Below are 23,112 nucleotides of genomic sequence, written 5' to 3'. Positions count from 1 at the left end.
CGAGGCCCGATGCCGGTGCAGCTCAGTTAGCGTTTAGATACCTTCGAGCATAGCGTCTGCCGGTGCTTCGGAGCGTTGCTTGGCGGTCAGCTGGAAGTACAGGTAGCCGGCGGCCATGAAACCGAGGAACACACAGCCGATCAGCGTGTTGAACCAGGCCATCGCCACTAGGCACACCACCGCCAGGAACAGCGCGATGGCCGGCACCACCGGGTAGCCCGGTGCGCGGAAGGTGCGCTCCAGGTTTGGCTCGGTTTTGCGCAGTTTGAACAGGCTGAGCATGCTGATGATGTACATCACGATGGCGCCGAACACCGACATGGTGATCATCGCCGCCGTCAGGGTCATGCCTTGCAGATTGACCAGTCCGTCGCTGTAGATCGCCGCGATGCCGATAACGCCGCCGGCCAGGATCGCCCGGTGCGGGGTCTGGAAGCGCGAGAGTTTGGCCAGGCCTTTCGGCAGATAACCGGCCCGGGCCAGGGCGAAGAACTGCCGCGAGTAGCCGAGGATGATCCCGTGGAAGCTCGCCACCAGCCCGAACAGGCCGATCCACACCAGCATGTGCATCCAGGTCGAGTTGTTACCAACCACCGCTTTCATCGCCTGCGGCAGCGGGTCGTTGATGTTCGACAGTTGACGCCAGTCGCCAACGCCGCCGGCCATCACCATCACACCGATGGCCAGGAACACCAGGGTCAGGATGCCGCTGACGTAGGCCCGTGGAATCGTGCGTTTCGGATCTTTGGCTTCCTCGGCCGCCATGGCCGCGCCTTCGATGGCGAGGAAGAACCAGATCGCGAAGGGAATCGCCGCGAAAATGCCCGGAATCGAGCCCATCGTGAACTCATTGGCGCCCGACCAGCCGTTCAGCACGAAGTTGCTGAAGCTGAAGCCCGGTGCGACCACGCCCATGAACACCAGCAATTCGGCGACGGCCAGCACGGTCACCACCAGCTCAAAGGTCGCGGCGATGCTGACGCCAAGGATGTTCAGGGTCATGAACACGAAATACGCGCCGACCGCCGCGAGTTTTGGATCGAGTCCCGGATATTGCACATTCAGATAGGCGCCGATGGCCATGGCGATGGCCGGCGGGGCGAACACGAATTCGATCAGGGTGGCGATGCCGGCGATCAATCCGCCTTTCTCGCCGAACGCCCGGCGGCTGTAGGCAAACGGCCCGCCCGCGTGGGGAATGGCGGTGGTCAGTTCGGTGAAACTGAAGATGAAGCAGGTGTACATGGTCGCGACCATCAGGGCCGTGACCAGGAAACCCAGGGTTCCCGCCGTGCCCCAGCCGTAACTCCAGCCGAAGTATTCGCCGGAAATCACCAGGCCGACGGCAATGCCCCAGAGGTGCAGGGTGCCGAGTGTGGGTTTGAGCTGTGTGGTGGAAGTCATAAGTCCTCTCTGTCTTTTTTATTGTTCGATCTGTTGGACTTTCGGGTGCAGCGGTTGATTGGGTGGATGCTGTTCACGCAGCGGCAGTGTTCACGCAAATCCTGAATGACGGGTACGCAAGGCCCGTGCCAGAGCGGCCAGGCTTTGTGTCGTGTCATTAAGGACGCCTTCGCGAGCAAGCCCGCTCCCACATTGGATTTGTGCAGAATCCAATAATGTGGGCCGACGCAAGTCCCTGTGGGAGCGGGCTTGCTCGCGAAGGCCATTGAACAGGCAACACAGAATCATCTGTGTTGCCCCGAGGTTTTAGAAGAAGCCCAGCGGGTTGATGTCGTAGCTCACCAGCAGGTTCTTGGTCTGCTGGTAGTGGTCGAGCATCATCTTGTGGGTTTCACGGCCGACGCCGGATTTCTTGTACCCGCCGAACGCGGCGTGCGCCGGGTACAGGTGGTAGCAGTTGGTCCATACACGGCCGGCCTTGATGGCGCGGCCCATGCGATAGGCGCGGTTGATGTCGCGGGTCCAGAGGCCGGCGCCGAGGCCGAACTCGGTGTCGTTGGCAATCGCCAGGGCTTCGGCTTCGTCCTTGAAGGTGGTGATGCTCACCACCGGGCCGAAGATTTCTTCCTGGAACACACGCATCTTGTTGGTGCCCTTGAGCAGGGTCGGCTGGATGTAGTAACCGGAAGCCAGGTTGCCTTCGAGTTTTTCCACCTTGCCGCCGGTCAGCAGCTCGGCACCTTCGCCCTTGGCGATTTCCAGGTACGAAAGGATCTTGTCGAATTGCTGCTCGGACGCCTGGGCGCCGACCATGGTGTCGGTGTCGAGCGGGTCGCCACGTTTGATCTGGCTGACTTTCTTCATCACCGCTTCCATGAACTGCGGATAGATCGACTCCTGGACCAGTGCGCGGGACGGGCAGGTGCAGACTTCGCCCTGGTTGAAGAACGCCAGCACCAGGCCTTCGGCGGCTTTTTCAATGAAGCTTGGCTCGGCCTGCATGATGTCTTCGAAGAAGATGTTCGGCGACTTGCCGCCCAGTTCAACGGTGGACGGAATGATGTTTTCGGCGGCGCATTTCATGATGTGCGAGCCGACCGGGGTCGAGCCAGTGAAGGCGATCTTGGCGATGCGCTTGCTGGTGGCCAGGGCTTCGCCGGCTTCTTTGCCGAACCCTTGCACCACGTTGAGCACGCCCGGCGGGAGCAGGTCGCCGATCAGTTCCAGCAGCACGCTGATGCCCAGCGGGGTTTGCTCGGCAGGTTTGAGCACCACGCAGTTGCCGGCGGCCAGGGCCGGGGCGAGTTTCCACGCGGCCATCAGGATCGGGAAGTTCCACGGGATGATCTGGCCGACCACGCCCAGTGGTTCATGGATGTGATAGGCGACGGTATTGCCGTCGATCTCGGCGGCGCTGCCTTCCTGGGCGCGCAGGCACCCGGCGAAATAACGGAAGTGGTCAGCGGCCAGCGGGATGTCGGCGTTGAGGGTTTCGCGGATGGCTTTGCCGTTGTCCCAGGTTTCGGTGATCGCCAGGGTTTCGAGGTTCTGTTCGATGCGGTCGGCGATTTTCAGCAGGACCAGCGAGCGCGCCTGGGCGGAAGTTGAGCCCCAGGCATCGGCAGCGGCGTGGGCGGCGTCCAGGGCTTTTTCGATGTCTTCGGCCGTGGAGCGCGGGAATTCGGCAATCGGTTGGCCATTTACTGGCGAGGTGTTGGTGAAGTACTGACCTTTGACAGGCGCGACGAACTCGCCGCCGATGTAGTTACCGTACTTGCTCTTGAACGAGACTTTGGCGCCTTCAGTACCGGGGTGAGCGTAACGCATGATGTTCTCCTTGGCTGTTGTACTTATCAGAGAGACGCGCATGAGCGCTTGCTATAAGCGTAGAGCAAAGGTCGGGCCACTGCCGTGCAGGTCAGGCAAATCAAGGCCTTGCGTGATTTTTGTCGGACAAATGGCAAGCGTCTGTGACGGTATCGGTACAGCTTGGGTGACAGTTTGTACCGCTTCTGGCACAACCCGTGACCGGGCGGTCTTGCCAGCATTGCAAAGACCGGTTGGCTGGAGGATGCTGGGCACCACTTCACGCATGGGCCGATGAGCCTCGGGGAGAATAATAAGAAATGCACGACAACCATTTGAGTCGCCATGCCCAACAGGTACTCACCGTCACCCAGGGCAAGCCGCACCTGCATGGCCCCGGTGCCGACCCGTCGATCGCCCGCTCGTGGCTGCGTTGTCTTGAGGACTATCACCTCGACCCGGCCCTGACCATGGCGCCGACCGTGCTCGAACACGGTCGAGTTCTCGAAAGCCGCGAACGGCTGCAACAGGTGTTGCAGATCGCCGGCAATGAAATGAGCAGCCTGCATCAACAACTCTCCGGCGCCGGCCACGCGGTTTTGCTGACCGACGCGCGCGGGGTGATCCTCAACTGCGTCACCGCACCCGCCGAACGCAAGATTTTTGAACGCGCCGGCCTGTGGCTGGGCTCCGACTGGAGCGAGGCCTGCGAAGGCACCAACGGCATCGGCACCTGCCTGGTGGAACGTCAGGCCCTGACGATTCATCAAGACGAACACTTTCGCGGCCGCCACACCGGCCTGACCTGCTCGGCGAGCCCGGTGTTCGACCCGCACGGCGAACTGCTGGCGGTGCTCGACGTTTCTTCGGCTCGGCATGACGTCTCGCGCCAGAGCCAGTTCCACACCATGGCGCTGGTCAATCTGTCGGCGAAGATGATCGAGAGCTGCTATTTCCTGCGTTGCTTCGATAACCAATGGTTGTTGCGTTTCCATCTCCAGGCCGAGTCCGTCGGGCTGTTCAGCGAAGGGCTGCTGGCGTTTGACGGGGAAGGGCGTATCAGTGCGGTCAACCAGAGCGCCTTGAACCTGCTCGGGCACATTCGTGGCGGCTTGCTCGGTAAACCGGTTGAGGCATTTTTCGATTGTTCGCTGGATGAGTTGCTCGGGCGCGCCAGTGCCAATGCCAGCGCCAGTTGGCCGCTGCGTACTCGCGATGGGCGGCATCTGTTTGCGGTGCTGCGCGGCGAAACCCGTCGGCCGCTGCCAGCAGTACCGGCTCCGGCGCCTGTGGAAGCGCCGCGTCTTGCGGGCATTTGCCTTGGTGATGCGGCGTTGCAGGCGGATTTCCGTAAGTCATTGCGAGTGTTCGAGCGTGACGTGCCGCTGCTGATCAACGGCGAAACCGGCTCCGGCAAGGAAGCATTCGCCAAGGCTGTGCACAATGCCAGTCAGCGCGCCGGCAAAGCATTCGTTGCTCTCAACTGCGCGGCAATTCCCGAAAGCCTGATCGAGAGCGAACTGTTCGGTTATCGCGGCGGCAGTTTCACCGGTGCGCGCAAGGACGGCATGCGCGGCAAGTTGCAGCAGGCCGATGGCGGCACGCTGTTCCTCGATGAAATCGGCGACATGCCGCTGGCACTGCAAACCCGGCTTTTGCGGGTGCTCGAAGACCGGCAAGTGGTGCCGATCGGCGGCGAGCCGGAAGCGGTCAACGTGCGGATCATCAGTGCCACCCACCGCAATTTGCTGGAGCGGGTCGGCGATGGCAGTTTCCGTGAAGACCTTTATTACCGGCTCAACGGGCTGGAAGTGGCGCTGCCGCCGTTGCGCGAGCGCAGTGACAAGTCGCAGCTGCTGGATTTCCTGCTGGCCGAAGAGGCGGGCGGGGAAACGATCCTGATCGACGAACCGGCGCGTCAGGCGTTGCTCGGGTTCAACTGGCCGGGCAATGTGCGGCAGATGCGCAATGTGCTGCGCACGCTGGCGGCGTTGTGCGATGAAGGGCGGATCGGGCTGGATGATCTGCCGGCGATGTTTCGGCAGGTGCAGCCGTTGCTGGTAAAAACCGATGAATCGTCATCTGAACATCCGCTGGAAGATGCCGAGCGGCTGACTTTGCTCAATGCGCTGGAGCACGCGCGCTGGCACATGACCCACACGGCGCAGCAACTGGGTGTCAGTCGCAATACGCTTTATAGAAAACTGCGCAAGCACGGGATTGCCCGAACCGCCTGAATACTCCTGCCGATCGTTCCCACGCTCTGCGTGGGAACGCCTCCCCGGACGCTCCGCGTCCGCTTTTGGACGCAGAGCGTCCTGTGCTGCATTCCCACGCAGAGCGTGGGAACGATCATGTCGTGTGATCAGCTAAAGAGTGCGATTTCCCCCTCCCTGCGCTAACCTGCGGCCATGTTTTACGAGGTCGACTATGCACATTCATATTCTGGGTATCTGCGGGACTTTCATGGGCTCGATGGCGGTTCTGGCCAAAGAGCTGGGCCATCACGTGACTGGCTCCGATGCCAACGTCTATCCGCCGATGAGCACCCAGCTCGAAGCCCAGGGCATTCAGCTGACCCAGGGTTACGACCCGGCGCAGCTTGATCCGGCACCGGATCTGGTGGTGATCGGCAACGCCATGTCCCGCGGCAACCCGGCAGTGGAATATGTGCTGAACAAAGGCCTGCCGTACGTTTCCGGCCCGCAATGGCTGGCCGACCATGTGCTGCAAGGTCGCTGGGTGCTGGCGGTTGCCGGTACGCACGGCAAGACCACCACCAGCAGCATGCTCGCCTGGGTGCTGGAACATGCCGGCATGAGCCCGGGTTTCCTGATCGGCGGCGTGCCGCAGAATTTCTCGGTGTCGGCACGTCTGGGCGGCACGCCGTTCTTCGTGATTGAGGCCGACGAATACGACAGTGCGTTCTTCGACAAGCGTTCGAAGTTCGTCCACTACCGTCCGCGTACCGCGATCCTCAACAACCTTGAGTTCGATCACGCTGACATATTCCCCGATCTGCCGGCCATCGAACGGCAGTTCCATCACTTGGTGCGAACCATCCCGAGCGAAGGCCTGGTGATTCATCCGACCACCGAACCGGCCTTGCAGCGTGTGATCGAGATGGGCTGCTGGACCCCGGTGCAAACCACCGGTGCCGGCGGTCAGTGGCAGGTCAAGTTGCTGAAAGACGACGGCTCGGCATTCGAAGTGATGTTCGAAGGCGTGTCCCAAGGTGTGGTCGAGTGGGAACTGACCGGTCAGCACAACGTTGCCAACGCCTTGGCGACTTTGGCCGCCGCGCGTCACGTCGGTGTTGTACCGTCGATGGGCATCGCCGGGTTGAGCGCGTTCAAGAGCGTCAAGCGCCGGATGGAGAAAGTCGCGGAGGTGCGCGGCATCACCATCTACGACGACTTCGCCCACCACCCGACCGCGATTGCCACCACCCTCGACGGCCTGCGCAAGCGCATTGGCGATGCGCCGCTGATCGCGATCATCGAGCCGCGCTCCAACTCGATGAAGCTCGGCGCCCACCGTGACGGTCTGCCGGACAGCGTGGTCGATGCCGATCAGGTGATCTGGTATGCCCCGGCCAACCTCGGTTGGGATCTGGCAGGCACCGCCGCGTTGTGCACCGTGCCGTCGATCGTCAGCGATTCGCTGGAAGGCATCATCGAACGCGTGAAGAGCCAGGCCCAGCCCGGCACCCACGTGGTGATCATGAGCAACGGCGGCTTCGGCGGCCTGCACGGCAAACTCGCCGAGGCGCTGAAATGAACACTCGTTTCGAGAGCAATGGCCCCGAACGCATCACGCTGGCGATGACCGGCGCATCCGGCGCCCAGTACGGTTTGCGCCTGCTGGATTGTCTGGTGCGCGAGGATCGCGAGGTGCACTTCCTGATCTCCAAGGCCGCGCAACTGGTGATGGCCACCGAGACCGACGTGTCGCTGCCGGCCAAGCCGCAAATGATGCAGGCGTTCCTCACCGAATACACCGGCGCGGCCGCCGGGCAGATCCGTGTGTACGGCAAGGAAGACTGGATGTCGCCGGTGGCCTCGGGCTCCGGCGCCCCGGCCGCCATGGTGGTGGTGCCGTGCTCGACGGGTACGCTGTCGGCCATCGCCACCGGCGCCTGCAACAACCTGATCGAGCGGGCGGCGGACGTGACGTTGAAGGAGCGTCGCCAGTTGATTCTGGTGCCGCGCGAAGCGCCGTATTCGAGCATTCACCTGGAGCACATGCTCAAGTTGTCGAACATGGGCGTGACCATCCTGCCGGCCTCGCCGGGTTTCTATCACCAGCCGCAGACCATCGATGACCTGATCGATTTCGTGGTGGCGCGGATTCTCAATCTGCTGGGCATTCCCCAGGACATGCTGCCGCGCTGGGGCGAACACCATCTGAGCAGCGATGAATAAGCTGCTTGCGATCCTGCTGATCTTGCAACTGACCGGCTGCGCCACGGCGCGCACGCTGGATGCCGCCAAGCCGGGCGCGCCGGTGGTGTATTCCGGCACGCGGCTGGATCTGTATGCGATGAATGGCGGATGTTGCGCGATGGATCGATTCGGCGCCGAGGCACCGAGCTATCCCGGTGTGGATCTGCCGGCCAGCGCATTGCTCGATACGCTGCTGTTGCCGTTGTCGTTGCTGACGGTGATCGGTGTAGGGTTTCAGGCGACGGGCGGGTTATGAAAATCAATGGCACGACCCCGCAGGGGCGTGCCATTGAAGTTCCCTACAACGTGATCGTTTCGGGCGGAAAGACGATGTCGTCGGAGAATATGTCCTGTCCTGCCGGCAATTCGATAACGCGTTTGCCGGCATTCGCCACTTCATCGATCAACCCGTCATATTCGTCCCGGTTCAATTCTCCTGCCCGTGTGCGGGCTTCGATGACGTCGGCAGGGTTCTGATCTGATCCCGTGGCGTGTGTCAGCGCCTGCAAATGAATATCTTCCACTGTCGCCGCGCGGGTCATGCCTGAGTTGACCAGCCAGACGCGCCTCGACGTGAAACCGATCGATGACATCGAAACATGCCCCTCCATTTTCATGCTCGGGAACCACGTTTTGCCGTCCGCGGGGCTTCGTTCGAGCCGCGTCGGGTTGTAGACGCGATTGTCCTGTCCCGCAACGACTTCCACATTGCGGGTATCGAGCAGGTAGCAAAACCGGATGCGTTGAGCGGGGGGCGTCGAAGTGCCGCGGGTTGTCTGGTGCGCCTCTATGCCCATCACTCCTCTGGTTTCATTCGCAAAATCCATGGCGGTCTTCAGGCTGAACATTGCACTGACGGGTGTCTCGCTCGTGGCGCCCACGGCCGATACCACGCGTGGGACCATGGCCCCGGGCCGGGCTATTTCGAAAGGTGTCCGGTCATCCACTTTGAACACGGCAGGAATGTCGGTTCTGTACAGATAATTGTGCGTGTTGCGCTTGAAGCCGCTGAGCCGCAACAGCTCCTGAAAGAAGGGTTCGGTCAGACTCGCCTTCAGCAGGCTGGTGCCTTCTCCCTGATTTCTCAGCTGGATGATTTCAGCATCGATTTCCGGCAGAAACGGTTCGAAGAGTTTTTCGTTGGTTACCAGCCGGGTGCGTTCCTGATAGGTTTTGACCCATCCAGGCATTTCGTCATTGATCAGGTTCTTGAACTGCCCTGTCGGCGACAGCTCTTTGCACAGTCGTATTAGTTGCTGGACGGAAAGATTGTAGGGCTGGAACCGGGCGAGGATTTGCTCTCGTGTTTTGAGCGGAGAATCAGGGTTGGTCCACAGCCGCAGGTAGTCGATCAGTTGTTCACGCTGGGAAGGGTATTCCCGTTGTTTGACCCAGGCAGGCGGTTTCTGATGGAGCGCAACCTCCCGACGAAAGCGCACGATGTCGGGTCCTTCGATCCTGTAAAGATTCCAGATGTCGATGTCCCGCCAGAACGGGCGCAGAACATTCTCTTTGTAGATCGGATAATCGGTGGCTTTGACGACAATCAGGCTGGCGCCTTCACGAAACGCCAGTTGGGTGAGAGGTCCATGATTGTCATTCAGGCCAGGCTTGCGCTGCATTTCGACATAACCATGGAAATTCGACTTGTCGAGATCCCAGGTGTAGTGGCGCTGATCACCGTAGGCAAGCGTGGCGTCCGCAGTCCTGGACGTGTCGGGTGTTGATGGGCGTGTAGAGGGCGAGTCGGGTTCCGGCGGGCTTGGCAACGGCGTTTGCGGGCCAGATGGGCTGCGGTGCAAGGTGACGGACTGGAGGTGTTCTGCCCATTGGGCTGGCGTGCGGTTCTGATGGTTCAGGAGGCTGTTGAACAGGTCGCGATCCATGTCCATGCCAGACCAGCGGTACAGCTCGTCAAACAGGTAGGCGTTTTCCATCCGTTGTGTCCGAACGGTAGCCCATAGAGGTTTCTTGCCGGTGCTGTGCGCTTCGCTGCGGAAACGGGTGATTTCTGCGCCCTGTATCCCGTAGAGATCCCAGATATCGCGGTCTGTCCAGGCTGTCAACAGTTCGGCTGGCTGATCGATTCGCGAGGCGGAAGGCTCGACACTGACAAACGAGCCGCTTTCGTCCATGAATGCATGATGCAGCGGCGGCCCGACCTCGTCGGTCCGGCGCATTTTTCGGTGCAGGACCACATAGCCATGGTGATTGTTGGCCTTCTCGTTCCATACGTAATGTTGGGTGTCGACGTAAATCGGTGCAGCGTTCGGTTGCGTCCGGGCCGGTCCCTGCAGGTGGGGCTGTGCTGCGTTATCGTCGGTATTGTCTGCCTGCCGGTGTACCGTGGACTCGAGGGGCTGACTGATAATCCGCGGCTCAGCGACCCGCCAGGTATTGCTTTCGGAGTCGAATTGCAGGACGGGGCCCGAGGGATGCGCTTCCTGTGACCGCATGGCTCGGTAGGTGCCGAGGCCTTCGTCCCAGGCCACCATGACCGTCGTGGTCGTGGTGTATTGCACCTCGGCATAAATGCGCCCCCTGTGAACCCGCAACCCTTCGGTGTTGACGGCAGGCAATAGCGTTCGCAATTGCGTCGGCAACTCGTACTGACGGATCGATCCGCTCGCGTGTGGGTTGCTGGGTGATCCTCCTTCGGTGTCTCCAGCCGGGTGGGTCAGATCCTGAATCTGTATCGCGGGCAATGTGTCACTTGAAGAGTGGGGTGCAGGCGCCTCCGTGGGGCGGCTGACGCTGTCTGTTTCCGGGAATCGAATCGAACCCGGGAAATCATGACGCTGAGTCAACGACGTTTCCGGAGTCCTGTCGAGGGTGGGGGTATTTTTGCTGGTGCCTTTCGACGTTTTTGTTTGCGGTGCCATCAAGGAATCCTTTCATTGATTGCCTGACGTGCTGTGGTGTCATCCCGTGGCGGAATGGCCGTAGACGCAGGTGTGCTGGAGGGCACGTTATCCATGAAAGGGAAGGGGCACGTAGTAGATAGTTACTACACGCGGGTTGATTCGATTCACTTCATTTCGAATGTCGGCCAGTTCACGCAAGATCCTCGGGCTTCATTGGAAATGGTTACCCGGGACCCGCGTTGAACCGCTGTGGCGAGTGAGCTTACTTGCCGAGTTTTCTCAGTTCGTCCGACTCGACAATCCGCACGCCATCCTGCTCCTCCAGCGCCAGGCGCCACATGGCACGGGCCAGTTGGCAGGCTTCGATGCCACGGTATTTGCCGGGAATCAATTTAGAGAATGGCGCGGCGAGCTGTTCGCCCAGGCGGGGCTCGCTGCGTTCGCCGAGCAACAGCGATGGCCGGCAAATGGTCAGTTGCGGCCAGTCCTGCGCGCGCAATGCGTATTCCATCTCGCCTTTGACCCGGTTGTAGAACACCGAGGACCGGCGATCGGCCCCCAGGGCGCTGATCACGATCAGGTGCCGTGCGCCCATCTCCCGGGCGCGCTTGGCGAACGCCACCACCATGTCCAGATCCACGGCGCGAAACGCCTCTTCGGAGCCGGCCTGTTTGATCGTGGTGCCGAGGCAGCAATAGGCGATGTCGACCCGACCGGCCAGTTGCGGCAGGAAGGTCTGCGGATCACCGACCGGGTTTTCCAGATGCGGGTGTTCGGCCAGCGGCCGGCGTGAGGGGGCAAGGACGCGGCTGATCGTCGGCTCGTTGAGCAGGCGGTCGAGCAGATGTTCACCGGTCAATCCGGTGGCTCCGGCAAGCAAGACATGCTGAGGCGTCAAGTACATAGTGTCTCTCCCTTGATACTGTTCAGCTTAGTTGCTCTTTATCGCTCCGTCGTTCAACGCAGCACTTTGCAATGCTTTTCTCGCTTGCTGTTTACGCAGCAGTTGCCAATGTGCCAGTACGGTTTTCGGCGCCCAGATCTGCGGTTCAGAGGCTTCGAAGCTGTCCGCCAATTCCCGTTCGGCGACGGTGGCCTTGGCCAGCTTGAAGGCTTGTTCCAGGTCGTCGGTCTGGTTCAGCGCCTGGGCAAACAGGGCGTCGCCGAAGTAGGTGAAGTTGGCCTCCTCGGAGCAGCCGAACGACACGCGGTCGGCGCGCGAGGCAGTCATGATCAGCGTGCGTTCATCCTTCAACGCCGGAATGAAGCCACCGGAATAGCACGAGGAGATGACGATGATCTTGTCGCGGTTCTTCAGTGGCGCGAGCACGGCGGCGAGTTCGTCGGCGGGCAGGTCGGCCAGTTCCATGCGCGGCTGGTCGAGCACCAGCTCGTGTTCGGCAGTGCCGTGGCTGGTCAGGTAGATGAACACCAGATCTTCCGGGCCACTGCGTTCGGCCAGGGTCTGCGCTGCGCGGCGCAGGTTTTCGCGGGTGGCCATCGGCCGGTCGCCGAGGTGGTCGCGATGGTTGACCAGGCGGATCTGGCCAAACGCGCCGAAACGGCTGGTGAGCATGTTGGCCACGTAATCGGATTCACGCAGGAACACGCTCTGTTTGCCATCGCCGCCGAGGGTCAGGGTGTACAGCTCCACTGCCGGGGTCGAGACCGGCACATTGGCCAGCACTTCATCGAGCAGGCGACCCTGGGCCAGCAGGCCGAGTTCTAGGGTGTCCGGCAGCAACTTGCCGTCGGCATCGCGTACCCGCTGGCCGTTGATCCAGGTGCCGCTGAGTACCGTGCCGTCAGTCAGCACCAGCGTGCCTCGGCCCGCGTAGCTGTCGCTGTCGAACCCGCCGACGTAGAAACTGCCATCGGACAGGTTCAGGCGTCCCTGACCGCTGAAGCGCCAGTCATTGAAATAGCCGATGTAGTGGCTGCCGTCGGCGCCGATCAGTTCGCCCTTGCCGGTCAGCGCGCCTTCCTTGAACTGCCCGAGCCAGACATCGCCATCGGCGTTTTCGTAGCGACCCTTGCCGTGCAGTTGATTGTTCTTGAAGCCGCCGACGTAGATGTCGCCGTCGGCACTGTTGAAGGTGCCGTTGCCTTCGAGCTGGCCGTTGACGAAGTGGCCGGTGAACTGATTGCCGCTGGCATCGCCGCGCTGGCCTTCGCCGTTGGGTTTGCCGTGGGCGAACTGGCCCTGGTAGGAGCTGCCGTCGTCCAGCTCGAGGCGACCGAGCCCGGAATACTGGTCGGCCTTGAATTCGCCGCGATAGGTCATCGCGTTTTCTTTGAGGGTGCCTTCGCCGTCGCGCCGGCCCAGCTTGAAGCCGCCGGAGTAGCTGCCGGCCGTGGTGGTCAACGTGCCCTGGCCGTCGAACAGCCCTTGCTGGAAGTTGCCGCGATAGACCTCGCCATTGCTGCCGTGCCATTCGCCCTGGCCATGCCATTGCCCCTTGTCGAACGCCCCGGCGTACCAGCTGCCGTTGGGGTAGTCGACCCGCCCCTGGCCTTGCAGCAAGCCATCGACCAGTTCACCGCGATAGCGGCCGCCGTCGGGCAGGCGCGCATCCGGCGGCAACAGCGATTCGCCGTCGCCACACGCGGCCAGCAACAGGGTCAAGGCAAGGGGAGCAAGAGGAGCGAATGAGCGCATAGCGGGATCCGGGCAATTAGGCGACCGAGTATGCCGCAGCTATGTGACCTTATACAGCCGGCAGGGAGGAGCGGATGCGAAACAGCGTGAGCCGCTTCGCATCCAGGCGCTTAAACGAAGCAGAGCGACAGCGGTTCGGCGATGTAGGCCGGTTTGTCCGAGCCTTCGATCTCCAGGGTGGCGGTGGCCTTGAGCAGCCACTGGCCAGGTTTTTTCTCGGTCACTTCACCGAGGTCGACCTTGAGCCGGACCTTGGAATTGACCTTGACCGGCTGGATGAAACGCACGCTGTCCAGGCCGTAGTTGACCACCATCTTCACGCCTTGCGGCAGGATCAGGATGTCTTCCATCAGTTTGGGGATCAGCGACAACGACAGGAAACCGTGTGCGATGGTGCTGCCAAATGGCGTTTGCGCGGCTTTGACCGGGTCGACATGGATGAACTGGTAATCCCCGGTGGCTTCGGCGAACAGGTTGATGCGCTCCTGATCGATGGTGAGCCATTCGGAACGTCCGAGTTCCTTGCCGACATAATCTTTGAGCTCTGCAACTGGAACATAGGGCATTGAGACTCTCCTTGGGTTCATCGGTTTTATAGTTTTTCAGGTGGGGGATTTGACCGCCCTGCGAACCACTGTAGATCATCATGGCGATTTGCTCAGGTCAACCGACCATGCTTTTGGCGAATGCCGATCCATAGCGCAGGCGTGCTTATAATGCCCGGCCCGTGCTTGTCGGGAAGTCGGACGGAGATGACGGATGTTGCTACGCGGCCTGACCATGCTGGTGCTGTTTCAATTGCTCGGCACGGCCCTCAATCATTTGCTGTTGCCGGTACTGCCGGGGCCGATCATCGGCCTTTTGCTGTTGCTGGTATTTCTGATCGTGCGCGGTGAAGTCGGCGAGCCGTTGAACCTCGCCGCCGGCAGTCTGCTGCGTTATCTGCCATTGCTGCTGGTGCCGCCGGCGGTGGGCGTGATGGTCTACGCCACGGCGATAGCCGCGGATTTCTGGGCCATCGTCGGTGCGCTGGTGGTCTCGCTGATTCTATCGATGGCCTTCGCCGGCGTGCTGATGCAACGGCTGGTCAAGCGTCACGCGCCGCATTCGGAGGAGTCCTGATGCTGTTCGACTGGCAAGGTGCCTGGGCGTCGGTGATTCACCATCCGCTGTTCGGCATCGGCATCACCCTCGGGGCTTATCAACTAGTGCTGGCGGCGTTCGAGAAAACCCGCTGGATCTTTCTGCAACCGGTGCTGGTCTCGATGCTGTTGGTGATCGGCGTGCTGGTCGGCTGCGGCCTGACCTACGCCGAGTACCGCAAGAGCACCGAGATCCTCAGCATTCTGCTGGGCCCGGCGACCGTTGCGCTGGCGGTGCCGCTGTATCTGAATCTGCGGCGCATCCGTCAATTGTTCTGGCCGATTTTTACTACGCTGGTGATAGGCGGCGTGGTCGCCACGGGTATGGGCGTGGCGCTGGGCTGGTGGTTCGGTGCCGATCACATGATCCTGATGACCATGGCGCCCAAATCGGTGACCTCGCCGATCGCCATGCTGGTGGCCGAGCAGATCGGCGGTGTCGCAGCATTGGCGGCGGTGTTTGTGTTGATCACCGGGGTGATCGGCGCGATCTTCGGTCCGGCGCTGCTGACCCGACTCGGCGTGCACAGCCCGGAGGCGCGCGGCATGGCGCTGGGCATGACGGCGCATGCAGTCGGCACGTCGGTGGCGTTGCAGGAAAGCGATGAGTGCGGCGCCTTCGCGGCGCTGGCGATGAGTCTGATGGGCGTGGCCACGGCGGTGTTCCTGCCGTTGGCGGTGTCGATGGTGGTGTAAGGAAATGTCTATGAGTCTGCCGCTTTTTCCGCTGAACACGGTGCTGTTTCCCGGCTGCAATCTGGATTTGCAGATCTTCGAGGCGCGCTACCTGGACATGATCGGCCGCTGCATGAAACAGGGCGGCGGGTTCGGCGTGGTGTGCATCCTGGAGGGCAGCGAAGTCGGCGTCGCGCCGGAAGGTTTCGCCATGGTCGGGTGCGAAGCGCGGATCACCGATTTCCAGCAGCAGGACAACGGACTGCTGGGTATCCGGGTGCAGGGCGGGCGCCGGTTCATCGTGCAGCGCACCGACGTGCAACGCGATCAACTGATCATGGCCGAGGTCGAGTGGCTGGACGAAGAACCCGAGCAACCGTTGCAGGATGAGGACGCCGATCTGGTGGCGTTGCTCAAGGCCCTGGCCGAACACCCGATGGTCGAGGCGCTGAACATGGGCATCGAAGCAGCGGGGCAGCAATCGCTGGCCAATCAGCTGGCGTATCTGCTGCCGTTCGCCGAGGAAGACAAGATCGACCTGTTGCAACTCGACGACCCGCAGCAGCGACTGGATGCGATCCAGGCGCTGCTCGATGAGTTGCAGGGCGAGTTGTTCGCTTAAGACTCAGCCCGGTTATTCCGGCCAGACGATGTCGTTGGCGAACCAGTCCTTGCCGCTCGGCAATGAAAGGATCGGCTTGCCGGCCTTGGCCACCGCATCGATCAAAGCGTCGTATTCATGTTGATTGGAAACGCCACTGTGGGTCCGCGCTTCGATGTCATTGCCGATGTAGCTGCTTTGAGCGAGGGCGGCAACGTCGTCGACCTTCGCGGCGCGGGTGAACGTCGAGTCGAGCAGCCACAGACGCTCTGATTCGATGCCTCGCCTGGACGTTGAAATCAGGGCTTCGAGTTCGTCCTCGGGAAACCAGGCGTTCTTTTCCAGTGCCGCCAGATTGAGCAAGTGGTTCTCCTCGTTGAGGACCACCTCCATCCTTCGCGTATCGATGACGTAAGAGAAGATGAACTGCTGATCGTGGCGGATCGTCTCGTAATTGCGTTCGGTGTCCAGTTCCACGTCCGATGCATCGGACCAGTCGTTGTCGGAGTTCCCCGACTCGTTGTCCGATTCACCCGGTTTCTTGCCGGGATATTTGTTTCTCTGACTGTTGTAACGCAGGTACTCCGGATCGGGAGCCTTGGTGCCCCTGGCGCCATACCTCTTGACCAGCTTGTGGCTGACCGTGGCACTGATCGGTTTTTCGGTCGTTGCGCCGCGCGGGTGTTTCAAGCGCGGCAGCATGCGTCCGTCGTTGTAGAGCTCGAAAGGCGTGCGTTCATCGGCCCTGAACAGGCCCGGAATATCCGTGCGGTACAGGCAGTCGCTGCTGTTGCGCAGGTAACCGAGTCGGGTCAGAAAAGCATCGAGAAATTCGCGGGTGACGCTTTTGTCGAAGTCGACCAGATCGCTGCGCAGTGTTCCGTTCCTCACGGGTAGGAGCAGTGGTTCGATTTCCTCCTGCAGTTGATCGAAGCGGGTCGGATCGTTCTCGTCCCGGGAGCGTAAGTGATGCTGCTCGGCCCACTCCGGCATCACCCGGGGATTGGCGGTCAGATCACTGTGCAACCGGATGTGTTGGCGTGGCGACAGGTTATAGGCGCGCAAAAATTCGACGCGCTGGCCGAACGTCATCAGCGGATACATCTTGAGCAGTGAGTCGTTCAGCAATCGGGTAGTGGCTTCATGTGCCGACAGTGGCGAAGTCAGCGGATGTTTGGCTGGTACGTGTGTATCGGTGTCACCGGCCTGTGGGTAGGGGCGTTTCACGGGGTTGTTTGAGGCCGGGCTCCAGGTCGATTCACCGGTATTTCTGTAGAGCGCCGGCCCGGGAGACAACTTTTTGTACAGATCCATTACCCGATAGGTGCCCAGGTTCGCATCGAACTCCACATAGACCGTGCCGCTGTCTTTCACATCGACGAATGCGCGTCCGACGATGTAGCGCAGGCCGTCCTTGTTGGGCGGTTGCATGTTGCGCAGCAATCCGGGGTTCAAACGGTAACTGTCCAGTCCGGTCGACGTTTCACGAGAAGCGACCGGCAGGTCAGACACTTCGATTTTCGGCAATCCGGGTGTGTCCGCGAGAGGCGGGGTGTGTCCCGGGTTTCGCTGATGCGCGGCCGTCTGGTCTGGCAACGAATGCGGTAGCTGCGGGTCTGGAGCTTGCGGTCGCAATCGTGTGAGTTCAGCGAGCGAGTCAGCGGCCGTATTACCTTTGGAAAAACCTGGCGGCGAGGGTGTTTTTGGTCGCATGGTGTCATTCCTTGACGATGATCAGGTGCTCGGCAGATATCGAGCGGGACGCAGTGGTTTCGCTGCTCCAGACGTGGGTGGCAACGCTGTATGAGATCTTGCCGGCAGCGGTTTCGCTCAGGCGAATGTGGTGAACCGACACTTCGTCGGACTCAAGCTCTTCACGCCGTTGATGCTCATGAATGTCCTGGGCGATGGCCTGAACCGATGGGTAGGCTCGGGCATCGATGGCGCACAGACCGATCACCTCGAACAGTGCATTGATCCGATAACGGTTTCCCGAGGAGACCACGACTTCAATGGTTTCCAGTGGCAGCAGCGGATCGTTGCTGTCCGGCAGTTGAATCCGGATGCTGCCGATTCTGAGCAGGTTGTCCTTGATGGCGAGATCGCGGTGGCTGACCTGTTCCTCCAGATGTTGTGTGTGAATGAGCCAGGTGGAAGAACCCGAGATCTGGGCATCTGCGTCTGCGGTGGACAGCCGGATGGACGTTGCGCTGGCGGGAAACAGTTCATAGCTGGACGATCGTCCCTCCAGCCAATAGGTCGCGTTGTGCTCGGCTGCCTGAAAGTCGACCCGCTGCGGGGTTGCCTTCAACGTGCGTTTCTCCACAGAGGGTCGGACGAACATATACCGACCGGCTCGCTCGCGCAGCGCGGTGCGGCTTTGCACAACCGTATAACCCGGGTTCCTTGCGTCGTTTAGATACGTGGGACGTGGAAAGTCGAGGTGATAGGAAATCCCGTCTCGCATGACCAGCGTCATCGGATGAATCATCTGCCAGCCGGAGGCCAGAATTCCGGCTCCCATGTCGCGTTTCTTGCCCGGATTTTCTCTTGCAGCACCGTGCAACGAGAGCAGGCCACCACCCTCGTGGAACGTGAGGGTGTGGTGAATGTCCGTGTAGCTGAGCTGCGTGAATGCATTTGGCCGTGTTTTTGTAACGGTATAAATCGCCCGGACTTCATCGATCTCCGTGCTGTCGCGGTCGACGTACAGAGTGCTTCGGGTCGGATTTTCGTGTGGTGTTGCCGTCAGGATTGCGTGACGGATCTGGCGCGAGATGAAGTAATACGAGTGCGGTTTGTTCGAGATCCTGAAGGGATGATCGTTGACCGGCACCGGCGAGGTTTTCGTCGTGCCGACGGTCAGAACGGTAACTTTCACGGTCAGGTCGGCCAGGTCCGGGGTATCGGCAGGCCACGCCGGCTGCAAGTGGTAGCCGTCCTGTGTAATGAAGGTCCATTTGTCGTTGCGCAGGGTGCGTTTGCCATCGACCGTCCGGTACACCGCCTCCAGCACCAGTTCCCGCATTGGCGACCGGATGTCGTCGTCGCGCAGTGATTCAATGACCAGCGCGTCATTGCGCACGTACCAGCGCTGGACGGCTTCGAGTGTCACGCCCAGATAGACCTTGCTCGGCTCCTGGCCATCTTCGTGGAGGGAAACCTTGAGACAGTCAGGGGTAATTTCATAGGTATCGCTACCGCTGCCGCCGTCGACCGTGCCATGAAGGCCGCGCACGGAAATGCGGTCATCCCCGGCCCCGGCTTCGACGCGGTCATCACCATTGGCGGCAATGGTGTCGGCGTGATCGGAACCGGTCACGCGGTTGAGCGCGCCGGCCAGTGTCTCGACCTTTTCGATGGACCTGAAGGTTGAATGCAGCACCGGCTCACGCGACGGGTCCACAGGGCGCACTGCCAGCCTGCCGCTTTTAAGGTCGACATCAAAACCGATATGGCGCGGCGGGTTGGCGGCAGGGTCTTGGTTTTTGTGCTTGCCTTGCAGCCAGAGCAGATCGGTGCCGTCACCGCCGGACAGCTCACTGACGGTGGTCGGGTCGTCAGACAGCGCTTCTGATGCCGACTGAAACAGAAAGGAGTCATCCTTGTTGCCACCGTCCAGGGTTTTGCGGCCGCTGGCATAACTGAAGAAATTCGGCTTGTCCTCGACGCCTTGAACCGTGTCGTGGCCGCCGCCCAGGTTCCAGAAGACCCCTTTCGCCGGGTCGCTTTTCGCATTGGCGATGACAGCGTCCGAGTCGGGTAATCCCTTCCTGGCGTCGTAGGTGTCATCCGTGTCGCTGATGACAGGGCGGTTTTCGCTGGTATAGGGCGTTTCGCCTTTGCTTTCATCCCATTGGAAACGATAGAGGCGAGTCGGCTGCAACGTAACCTCGAAACGGCCATTGACGATCACGTCGACACTTTCCTTGAATTCATTGTCGAGCCAGCCAAGGCTGCGGGTTTTCAAGGCTTTGGCGTAGTCGCTGGTGGTTTTGGCAACCAGATAGCGATCCATCATGGCCTTGTCCTGGCTTTGTCCGGTGAACGCGAACCAGCCGGCACGCCAGCGTTCGTGCACGGTCAGCTCGATGTAATCGTCGATGTCGTCGACCATGCGCGCGGCACCGTAGATTCGGGCACCGACAATCATGATCGCCGCCGCTGCAATCCCCACCGGGCCCGCCGCCTGAAAACCCATCAGGGCTGCGCAGCCAAGGGCAATGGACAATGCGCCGCTGAACACGCTCAAGCCGCCGGTGACGTACAGATCCTGAGCTTCCTTGCCTTGGGCCTTGGCGGCATCGTTGAAGGATTTGATGGCGGTGTAGATGTCGAAGGGCAGCGTCAGCACGCTGGCGATCAGACCCGCGCCCCGGCTCAGCCATTTGCCCATGGTGGTCTTGCCGAATTGTTCGAGGGCCATGGATCCCTGACGGATCATCTGTTCGCCGGTCTTGTTCAGCGCGTATTCGAGGCCCAGTGAAGTGATCTCGGCGAGAGCACCCCCCGCATTGATCAGCAATTCGCCCATCTGACCTTTCTTGAGGCCGTCGATGGCGCCCATGTAGGCGCTGTACAAACCGTAGGCCTGCAGCCCGGCGCCCATACTGGTCATGCCGCGACTTTTAGCCTTGTCTACCCAGCCCGGCAGGTGTTCGGGCAGCGGGCTTCTGTGGATATCCAGCTGTTGAGTGGCGGTCAGCAGTTTGCCGATTTTCTGCAGGGGATGCTCAGCATCACTGGCGGATATTTCGCGCAGAAGCGGTGCTGCTTCGGGGGAGCGCAGAGTGACGATTTCGTAGAGTAATTCCGGTACATGTTGGTGCTCCTGACCATCGACTGACTTGATCCGCTGCTCAACCTGGGCGGGATCGAATTGCAGCCCATCGATAAAGGCCTGATCGGGCTCGGGGAAGTACGTGTTGGCCGCTGTAATGGCCTCGCCGTTGACCCGGGCACCCAGCGCCTGAAGTGTCTGGCGGCTCACGGTCAGTTCGCCAAATCGCATGGGCCCGAACAGTTTGTCCAGGTGATTCAGGTCGGGAACTTTGCCGGGCGTTGTATCGGTTTCGGCCGTCGTTGAATTTGATGGAATGTTAATGTCGGAAATTGTTATGGGGGCTGTAAGAATAGTTTCAGGATTGATGTTAAAGGGTTTGGCCAAAATCAATGCTCGCTTGTGAAGTGTCGAGAGACTTTGGCATGGCGGGTGGTTGTGTTCAGTTGTTATTGTTTTGCCGATTGTATTGTTGTTTTTTGTATTGCCTTTGAAGTGGTCTGTCGGGTGTTTTTGATTTAGCGTTGAATCCGACTCGCAGGAAGCGGGCTTCATGAACAAGGAGAGCGTTATGACAATTTATGAAGATGAGTGGGCGTTCTGGGATGATATTGCCGGAAAGTATATTTTCAAACATGCGGGCGTTGATCTGAATGCCGAGATTGTCCTGAAGGCTGCCGGTTACTACGCGGATTCCATGGTGCTTGAGCGCCGCAAGCGCAAACGTGTGAAGAACGAGCCGGCCCAGGCTGCCGATAAATGAAATCCTGTCTGTTGTTCAGTCCGTTCTTAACAAGAAGAGAATCTGCACATGTCTGATGCCAATAATATTACCTTCACGGGGCAACTGTTCGCGGATGGACTTCCGCTGGTGCTCAATTATCAAGTCATGGAGCAACGTTTGAAGCAGCCGCGGATAACAATGGGGCAGAGGTTGAATGCGGAGATTTCCCTGAATGATGAAATCAGTTCGCCAATCGTGACGCTTGCGGATCATGATGATGCCGAGCCGCTGTTATTGGAGTTTGTTCCGGATTATCAGGGGCGATATGCCCTTAATGTCAAAACGGCCGGTCGTTGCTTTAATTGGCAGCTGCGACTTGATCAAAGTACAAGGCATCTTCTGGCCGCGAAAAGTGGCGGCAGTTACTTTGAGCTGGAAACGTATGCCGGAAAGCTCAAGTCGTTTGGTGACCTGCCGTCCAATCCGGTTTCTGTGGCGCTTTTCAGCGTAGAGAAGAAGATGCGCCTGTTTCAGCATGAGACAAAGGAAGGGCTCACCTACTTCCTGGACAAGAATCCGAACGACACCGGGCACAATGCCTACAACCCTTCGTCGGTATCGTTCGTCTTGAGGACCAATCCTTCGCTGCTGTCTGCCGTCGCCTAGTACGAGTAGCGCAGCAGGGTATGCGGCAAGTGTCGCAGCACGAAGAAACCGAACAGGGCGATCAGCGCTGGCAACACCAGCCACCAGACTCTCTGCGGCATGGCGCCGAGCGGTGATTGCCGCTGGCTGAGCCAGAGCCCGGCGGCGCACACGCACGCGGCGAGCATGGCGCCGGCCAGCACATCCGTCGGCCAGTGTGCGCCCAGATACACTCGCGACAAGGCAATCGCCAGTGCCGGAATGCAGCCGATCAGCAACCAGGTCAGTCGCAGCCTCGGCGGTTGCCCGCGTCCGGCGAGTACGGCCAAGGTCAGGAACAGCGCGAACGATCCCGACGCATGACCGCTGGGCATGCTGTAACTGGTGAGCGGATCGGTCAGCACTTCCGGGCGCACCCGGGCGAAAAACATTTTGGTGCCGGTGTTGGCCAGGGCCGTGACGAGCAGCGTGCCGCCCACGAAGATCGCGTGGCGCCACTGACGGCACAGCAACAGCAGCGCAGTCAGCAGGGCGCTGAACAGCAGCATGTTGCGAAATTCACCGATCAGGGTGAAGACCACCGCCACCTCATCCAGCGCCGGGCGACGGTGTTCCTGCACCAGGGTCATGACGCCCTGATCGAGGGCGGTCAGGTACGGGTAGCCGATGAACAGGCCGATCAGGATCAACAGGCTCATGCTGCTGATCCAGATGGTCGCCCGGCGATGGCGGCGCAGGCTGCTGTTGGCGCTCAGGCCGACCATCACCGCAATGCTGCCGGCAACGATCCCGGCCTGCAGCCAGAAACCCTCCGGCAACGGCAGGCGAATCGCCGCCCCGGTGGCCCAGCCCGGCAGCAGGTACGCGAGGCTCCAGCCGGCCGCTGCCAGCAGACTCACGGCCGCGAAGCGCGGGAAGGGCATGTCGCACATCCCGGCGACCATCGGCAGCATCGGCCGCAACGGGCCGATGAAACGTCCGACCAGCAGGCTGGCGATGCCATAACGCTGGAAGTAGGTTTCCGCGCCGGCCATCCATTCCGGGTGATGGCGCAACCCCGGCAGGCGCCGGATATTCTGGTGGAAGTGGCGACCGAGGAAATACGAAATCACGTCGCCGAGAATCCCGCCGAGGAAACCCAGCAACAGGGTTTCGCTCAATGACAATGCACCGCTGCCGGCCAGCACCGCCACGGCAAACAGCAGCACCGTGCCGGGCACAATCAAGCCGGCTATCGCCAGGCATTCCACGCAGGCCACGACAAACACTGCAGCGGCCAGCCACTGCGGATTGGTGGCCAGCCACCCGGTCACGCTATCGAGCCATGGGCCCATACAAACCACTCCATTTCATTGATGTCCCTGATC

General features: G+C 60.6%; 18 protein-coding genes. 9 read left to right on the top strand and 9 right to left on the bottom strand.

Annotation, left to right across the window (positions count from 1 at the left end):
- Nucleotides 1-33 precede the first annotated feature (33 nt).
- Nucleotides 34-1,404 carry an ethanolamine permease gene (eat, locus tag ABTV87_RS25775; RefSeq protein ID WP_085608773.1) on the bottom strand — a complete coding sequence of 457 codons (1,371 nt, stop codon included), beginning with the start codon at nucleotides 1,402-1,404 and terminating at the stop codon, nucleotides 34-36.
- A 306-nt stretch (nucleotides 1,405-1,710) separates the two neighbouring features.
- Nucleotides 1,711-3,231, bottom strand: a complete 1,521-nt coding sequence (gene exaC / locus ABTV87_RS25770; protein WP_085608772.1) for an acetaldehyde dehydrogenase ExaC — start codon at nucleotides 3,229-3,231, stop codon at nucleotides 1,711-1,713.
- A 299-nt stretch (nucleotides 3,232-3,530) separates the two neighbouring features.
- Here exaC and ABTV87_RS25765 point away from each other — a divergent pair, with 299 nt between their 5' ends.
- From ABTV87_RS25765 to ABTV87_RS25750, 4 genes are all read left to right on the top strand, one after another.
- Nucleotides 3,531-5,447, top strand: coding sequence for a sigma-54-dependent Fis family transcriptional regulator (locus ABTV87_RS25765; protein WP_221535122.1), 1,917 nt, complete (start codon nucleotides 3,531-3,533; stop codon nucleotides 5,445-5,447).
- Between the two features lie 193 nt (nucleotides 5,448-5,640).
- On the top strand, nucleotides 5,641-6,990 hold the full coding sequence (mpl, locus tag ABTV87_RS25760; RefSeq protein ID WP_007958628.1) for a UDP-N-acetylmuramate:L-alanyl-gamma-D-glutamyl-meso-diaminopimelate ligase: 1,350 nt from the start codon (nucleotides 5,641-5,643) through the stop codon (nucleotides 6,988-6,990).
- Nucleotides 6,987-7,634, top strand: a complete 648-nt coding sequence (ubiX, locus tag ABTV87_RS25755) for a flavin prenyltransferase UbiX (RefSeq protein ID WP_039771880.1) — start codon at nucleotides 6,987-6,989, stop codon at nucleotides 7,632-7,634. Before mpl ends, ubiX begins: the two co-directional genes overlap by 4 nt.
- Nucleotides 7,627-7,911 (top strand): YceK/YidQ family lipoprotein, encoded by a 285-nt coding sequence (locus ABTV87_RS25750; RefSeq protein ID WP_039771878.1) that lies wholly within the window; start codon nucleotides 7,627-7,629, stop codon nucleotides 7,909-7,911. The genes ubiX and ABTV87_RS25750 overlap by 8 nt, the downstream gene beginning before the upstream one ends.
- A gap of 43 nt (nucleotides 7,912-7,954) precedes the next feature.
- On the opposite strand, the gene ABTV87_RS25745 is transcribed toward ABTV87_RS25750, so the two are convergent.
- From ABTV87_RS25745 to ABTV87_RS25730, 4 genes are all read right to left on the bottom strand, one after another.
- Nucleotides 7,955-10,537, bottom strand: coding sequence for a hypothetical protein (locus ABTV87_RS25745; protein ID WP_433898571.1), 2,583 nt, complete (start codon nucleotides 10,535-10,537; stop codon nucleotides 7,955-7,957).
- 244 nt (nucleotides 10,538-10,781) lie between these two features.
- Nucleotides 10,782-11,423, bottom strand: a complete 642-nt coding sequence (locus ABTV87_RS25740; RefSeq protein ID WP_007958634.1) for an oxidoreductase — start codon at nucleotides 11,421-11,423, stop codon at nucleotides 10,782-10,784.
- Nucleotides 11,424-11,450: 27 nt separating this feature from the next.
- Nucleotides 11,451-13,178, bottom strand: a complete 1,728-nt coding sequence (locus ABTV87_RS25735) for a C13 family peptidase (RefSeq protein ID WP_433898570.1) — start codon at nucleotides 13,176-13,178, stop codon at nucleotides 11,451-11,453.
- A 110-nt stretch (nucleotides 13,179-13,288) separates the two neighbouring features.
- Nucleotides 13,289-13,744, bottom strand: coding sequence for a MaoC family dehydratase (locus ABTV87_RS25730; protein WP_007909575.1), 456 nt, complete (start codon nucleotides 13,742-13,744; stop codon nucleotides 13,289-13,291).
- Between the two features lie 193 nt (nucleotides 13,745-13,937).
- On the opposite strand from ABTV87_RS25730, the gene ABTV87_RS25725 reads away from it, so the two are divergent.
- Genes ABTV87_RS25725 through ABTV87_RS25715 form a run of 3 tightly spaced genes read left to right on the top strand, consistent with a single transcriptional unit; the run spans nucleotide 13,938 to nucleotide 15,617 of the window.
- Nucleotides 13,938-14,300: a CidA/LrgA family protein gene (locus tag ABTV87_RS25725; RefSeq protein WP_007958636.1), complete on the top strand. Its 363-nt coding sequence runs from the start codon at nucleotides 13,938-13,940 to the stop codon at nucleotides 14,298-14,300.
- Nucleotides 14,300-15,016, top strand: coding sequence for an LrgB family protein (locus ABTV87_RS25720; protein ID WP_007958637.1), 717 nt, complete (start codon nucleotides 14,300-14,302; stop codon nucleotides 15,014-15,016). The genes ABTV87_RS25725 and ABTV87_RS25720 overlap by 1 nt, the downstream gene beginning before the upstream one ends.
- Before the next feature lie 10 nt (nucleotides 15,017-15,026).
- Entirely contained in the window at nucleotides 15,027-15,617 is a 591-nt protein-coding gene (locus ABTV87_RS25715) for an LON peptidase substrate-binding domain-containing protein (protein ID WP_085608768.1), read from the top strand.
- Between the two features lie 12 nt (nucleotides 15,618-15,629).
- Here ABTV87_RS25715 and ABTV87_RS25710 read toward each other — a convergent pair whose 3' ends face one another.
- Nucleotides 15,630-17,108 carry a hypothetical protein gene (locus ABTV87_RS25710; RefSeq protein WP_433898569.1) on the bottom strand — a complete coding sequence of 493 codons (1,479 nt, stop codon included), beginning with the start codon at nucleotides 17,106-17,108 and terminating at the stop codon, nucleotides 15,630-15,632.
- A gap of 205 nt (nucleotides 17,109-17,313) precedes the next feature.
- A complete protein-coding gene (locus tag ABTV87_RS25705) occupies nucleotides 17,314-20,769 on the bottom strand; it encodes a calcium-binding protein (RefSeq protein WP_433898568.1) in 3,456 nt (1,151 codons plus the stop codon).
- Nucleotides 20,770-20,947: 178 nt separating this feature from the next.
- Between ABTV87_RS25705 and ABTV87_RS25700 the strand changes: the two genes are divergently transcribed.
- Together ABTV87_RS25700 and ABTV87_RS25695 are read left to right on the top strand one after the other, a co-directional pair.
- A complete protein-coding gene (locus ABTV87_RS25700) occupies nucleotides 20,948-21,139 on the top strand; it encodes a hypothetical protein (RefSeq protein WP_433898567.1) in 192 nt (63 codons plus the stop codon).
- A 48-nt stretch (nucleotides 21,140-21,187) separates the two neighbouring features.
- The gene (locus tag ABTV87_RS25695; protein ID WP_433898566.1) at nucleotides 21,188-21,766 is read left to right on the top strand and encodes a hypothetical protein; all 579 of its coding nucleotides are present in this window, start codon (nucleotides 21,188-21,190) and stop codon (nucleotides 21,764-21,766) included.
- On the opposite strand, the gene ABTV87_RS25690 is transcribed toward ABTV87_RS25695, so the two are convergent.
- On the bottom strand, nucleotides 21,763-23,079 hold the full coding sequence (locus tag ABTV87_RS25690; RefSeq protein WP_433898565.1) for a bifunctional DedA family/phosphatase PAP2 family protein: 1,317 nt from the start codon (nucleotides 23,077-23,079) through the stop codon (nucleotides 21,763-21,765). The genes ABTV87_RS25695 and ABTV87_RS25690 overlap by 4 nt on opposite strands.
- Nucleotides 23,080-23,112: the final 33 nt, after the last annotated feature.

It is taken from the genome of Pseudomonas sp. PSE1(2024) (assembly GCF_050990555.1).
GTDB lineage: Bacteria > Pseudomonadota > Gammaproteobacteria > Pseudomonadales > Pseudomonadaceae > Aquipseudomonas > Aquipseudomonas aphyarum.
The sequence above is the reverse complement of the archived record's forward strand: the minus strand, read 5'-3'. Positions and strand labels throughout refer to the sequence as shown.

Excerpts from the sequence above, each read along its gene's own strand:
- eat (WP_085608773.1), bottom strand. The coding sequence starts at position 1,404 with ATGACTTCCACCACACAGCTCAAACCCACACTCGGCACCCTGCACCTC.
- exaC (WP_085608772.1), bottom strand. The coding sequence starts at position 3,231 with ATGCGTTACGCTCACCCCGGTACTGAAGGCGCCAAAGTCTCGTTCAAG.
- ABTV87_RS25765 (WP_221535122.1), top strand. The coding sequence starts at position 3,531 with ATGCACGACAACCATTTGAGTCGCCATGCCCAACAGGTACTCACCGTC.
- mpl (WP_007958628.1), top strand. The coding sequence starts at position 5,641 with ATGCACATTCATATTCTGGGTATCTGCGGGACTTTCATGGGCTCGATG.
- ubiX (WP_039771880.1), top strand. The coding sequence starts at position 6,987 with ATGAACACTCGTTTCGAGAGCAATGGCCCCGAACGCATCACGCTGGCG.
- ABTV87_RS25750 (WP_039771878.1), top strand. The coding sequence starts at position 7,627 with ATGAATAAGCTGCTTGCGATCCTGCTGATCTTGCAACTGACCGGCTGC.
- ABTV87_RS25745 (WP_433898571.1), bottom strand. The coding sequence starts at position 10,537 with ATGGCACCGCAAACAAAAACGTCGAAAGGCACCAGCAAAAATACCCCC.
- ABTV87_RS25740 (WP_007958634.1), bottom strand. The coding sequence starts at position 11,423 with ATGTACTTGACGCCTCAGCATGTCTTGCTTGCCGGAGCCACCGGATTG.
- ABTV87_RS25735 (WP_433898570.1), bottom strand. The coding sequence starts at position 13,178 with ATGCGCTCATTCGCTCCTCTTGCTCCCCTTGCCTTGACCCTGTTGCTG.
- ABTV87_RS25730 (WP_007909575.1), bottom strand. The coding sequence starts at position 13,744 with ATGCCCTATGTTCCAGTTGCAGAGCTCAAAGATTATGTCGGCAAGGAA.
- ABTV87_RS25725 (WP_007958636.1), top strand. The coding sequence starts at position 13,938 with ATGTTGCTACGCGGCCTGACCATGCTGGTGCTGTTTCAATTGCTCGGC.
- ABTV87_RS25720 (WP_007958637.1), top strand. The coding sequence starts at position 14,300 with ATGCTGTTCGACTGGCAAGGTGCCTGGGCGTCGGTGATTCACCATCCG.
- ABTV87_RS25715 (WP_085608768.1), top strand. The coding sequence starts at position 15,027 with ATGAGTCTGCCGCTTTTTCCGCTGAACACGGTGCTGTTTCCCGGCTGC.
- ABTV87_RS25700 (WP_433898567.1), top strand. The coding sequence starts at position 20,948 with ATGACAATTTATGAAGATGAGTGGGCGTTCTGGGATGATATTGCCGGA.
- ABTV87_RS25695 (WP_433898566.1), top strand. The coding sequence starts at position 21,188 with ATGTCTGATGCCAATAATATTACCTTCACGGGGCAACTGTTCGCGGAT.
- ABTV87_RS25690 (WP_433898565.1), bottom strand. The coding sequence starts at position 23,079 with ATGGGCCCATGGCTCGATAGCGTGACCGGGTGGCTGGCCACCAATCCG.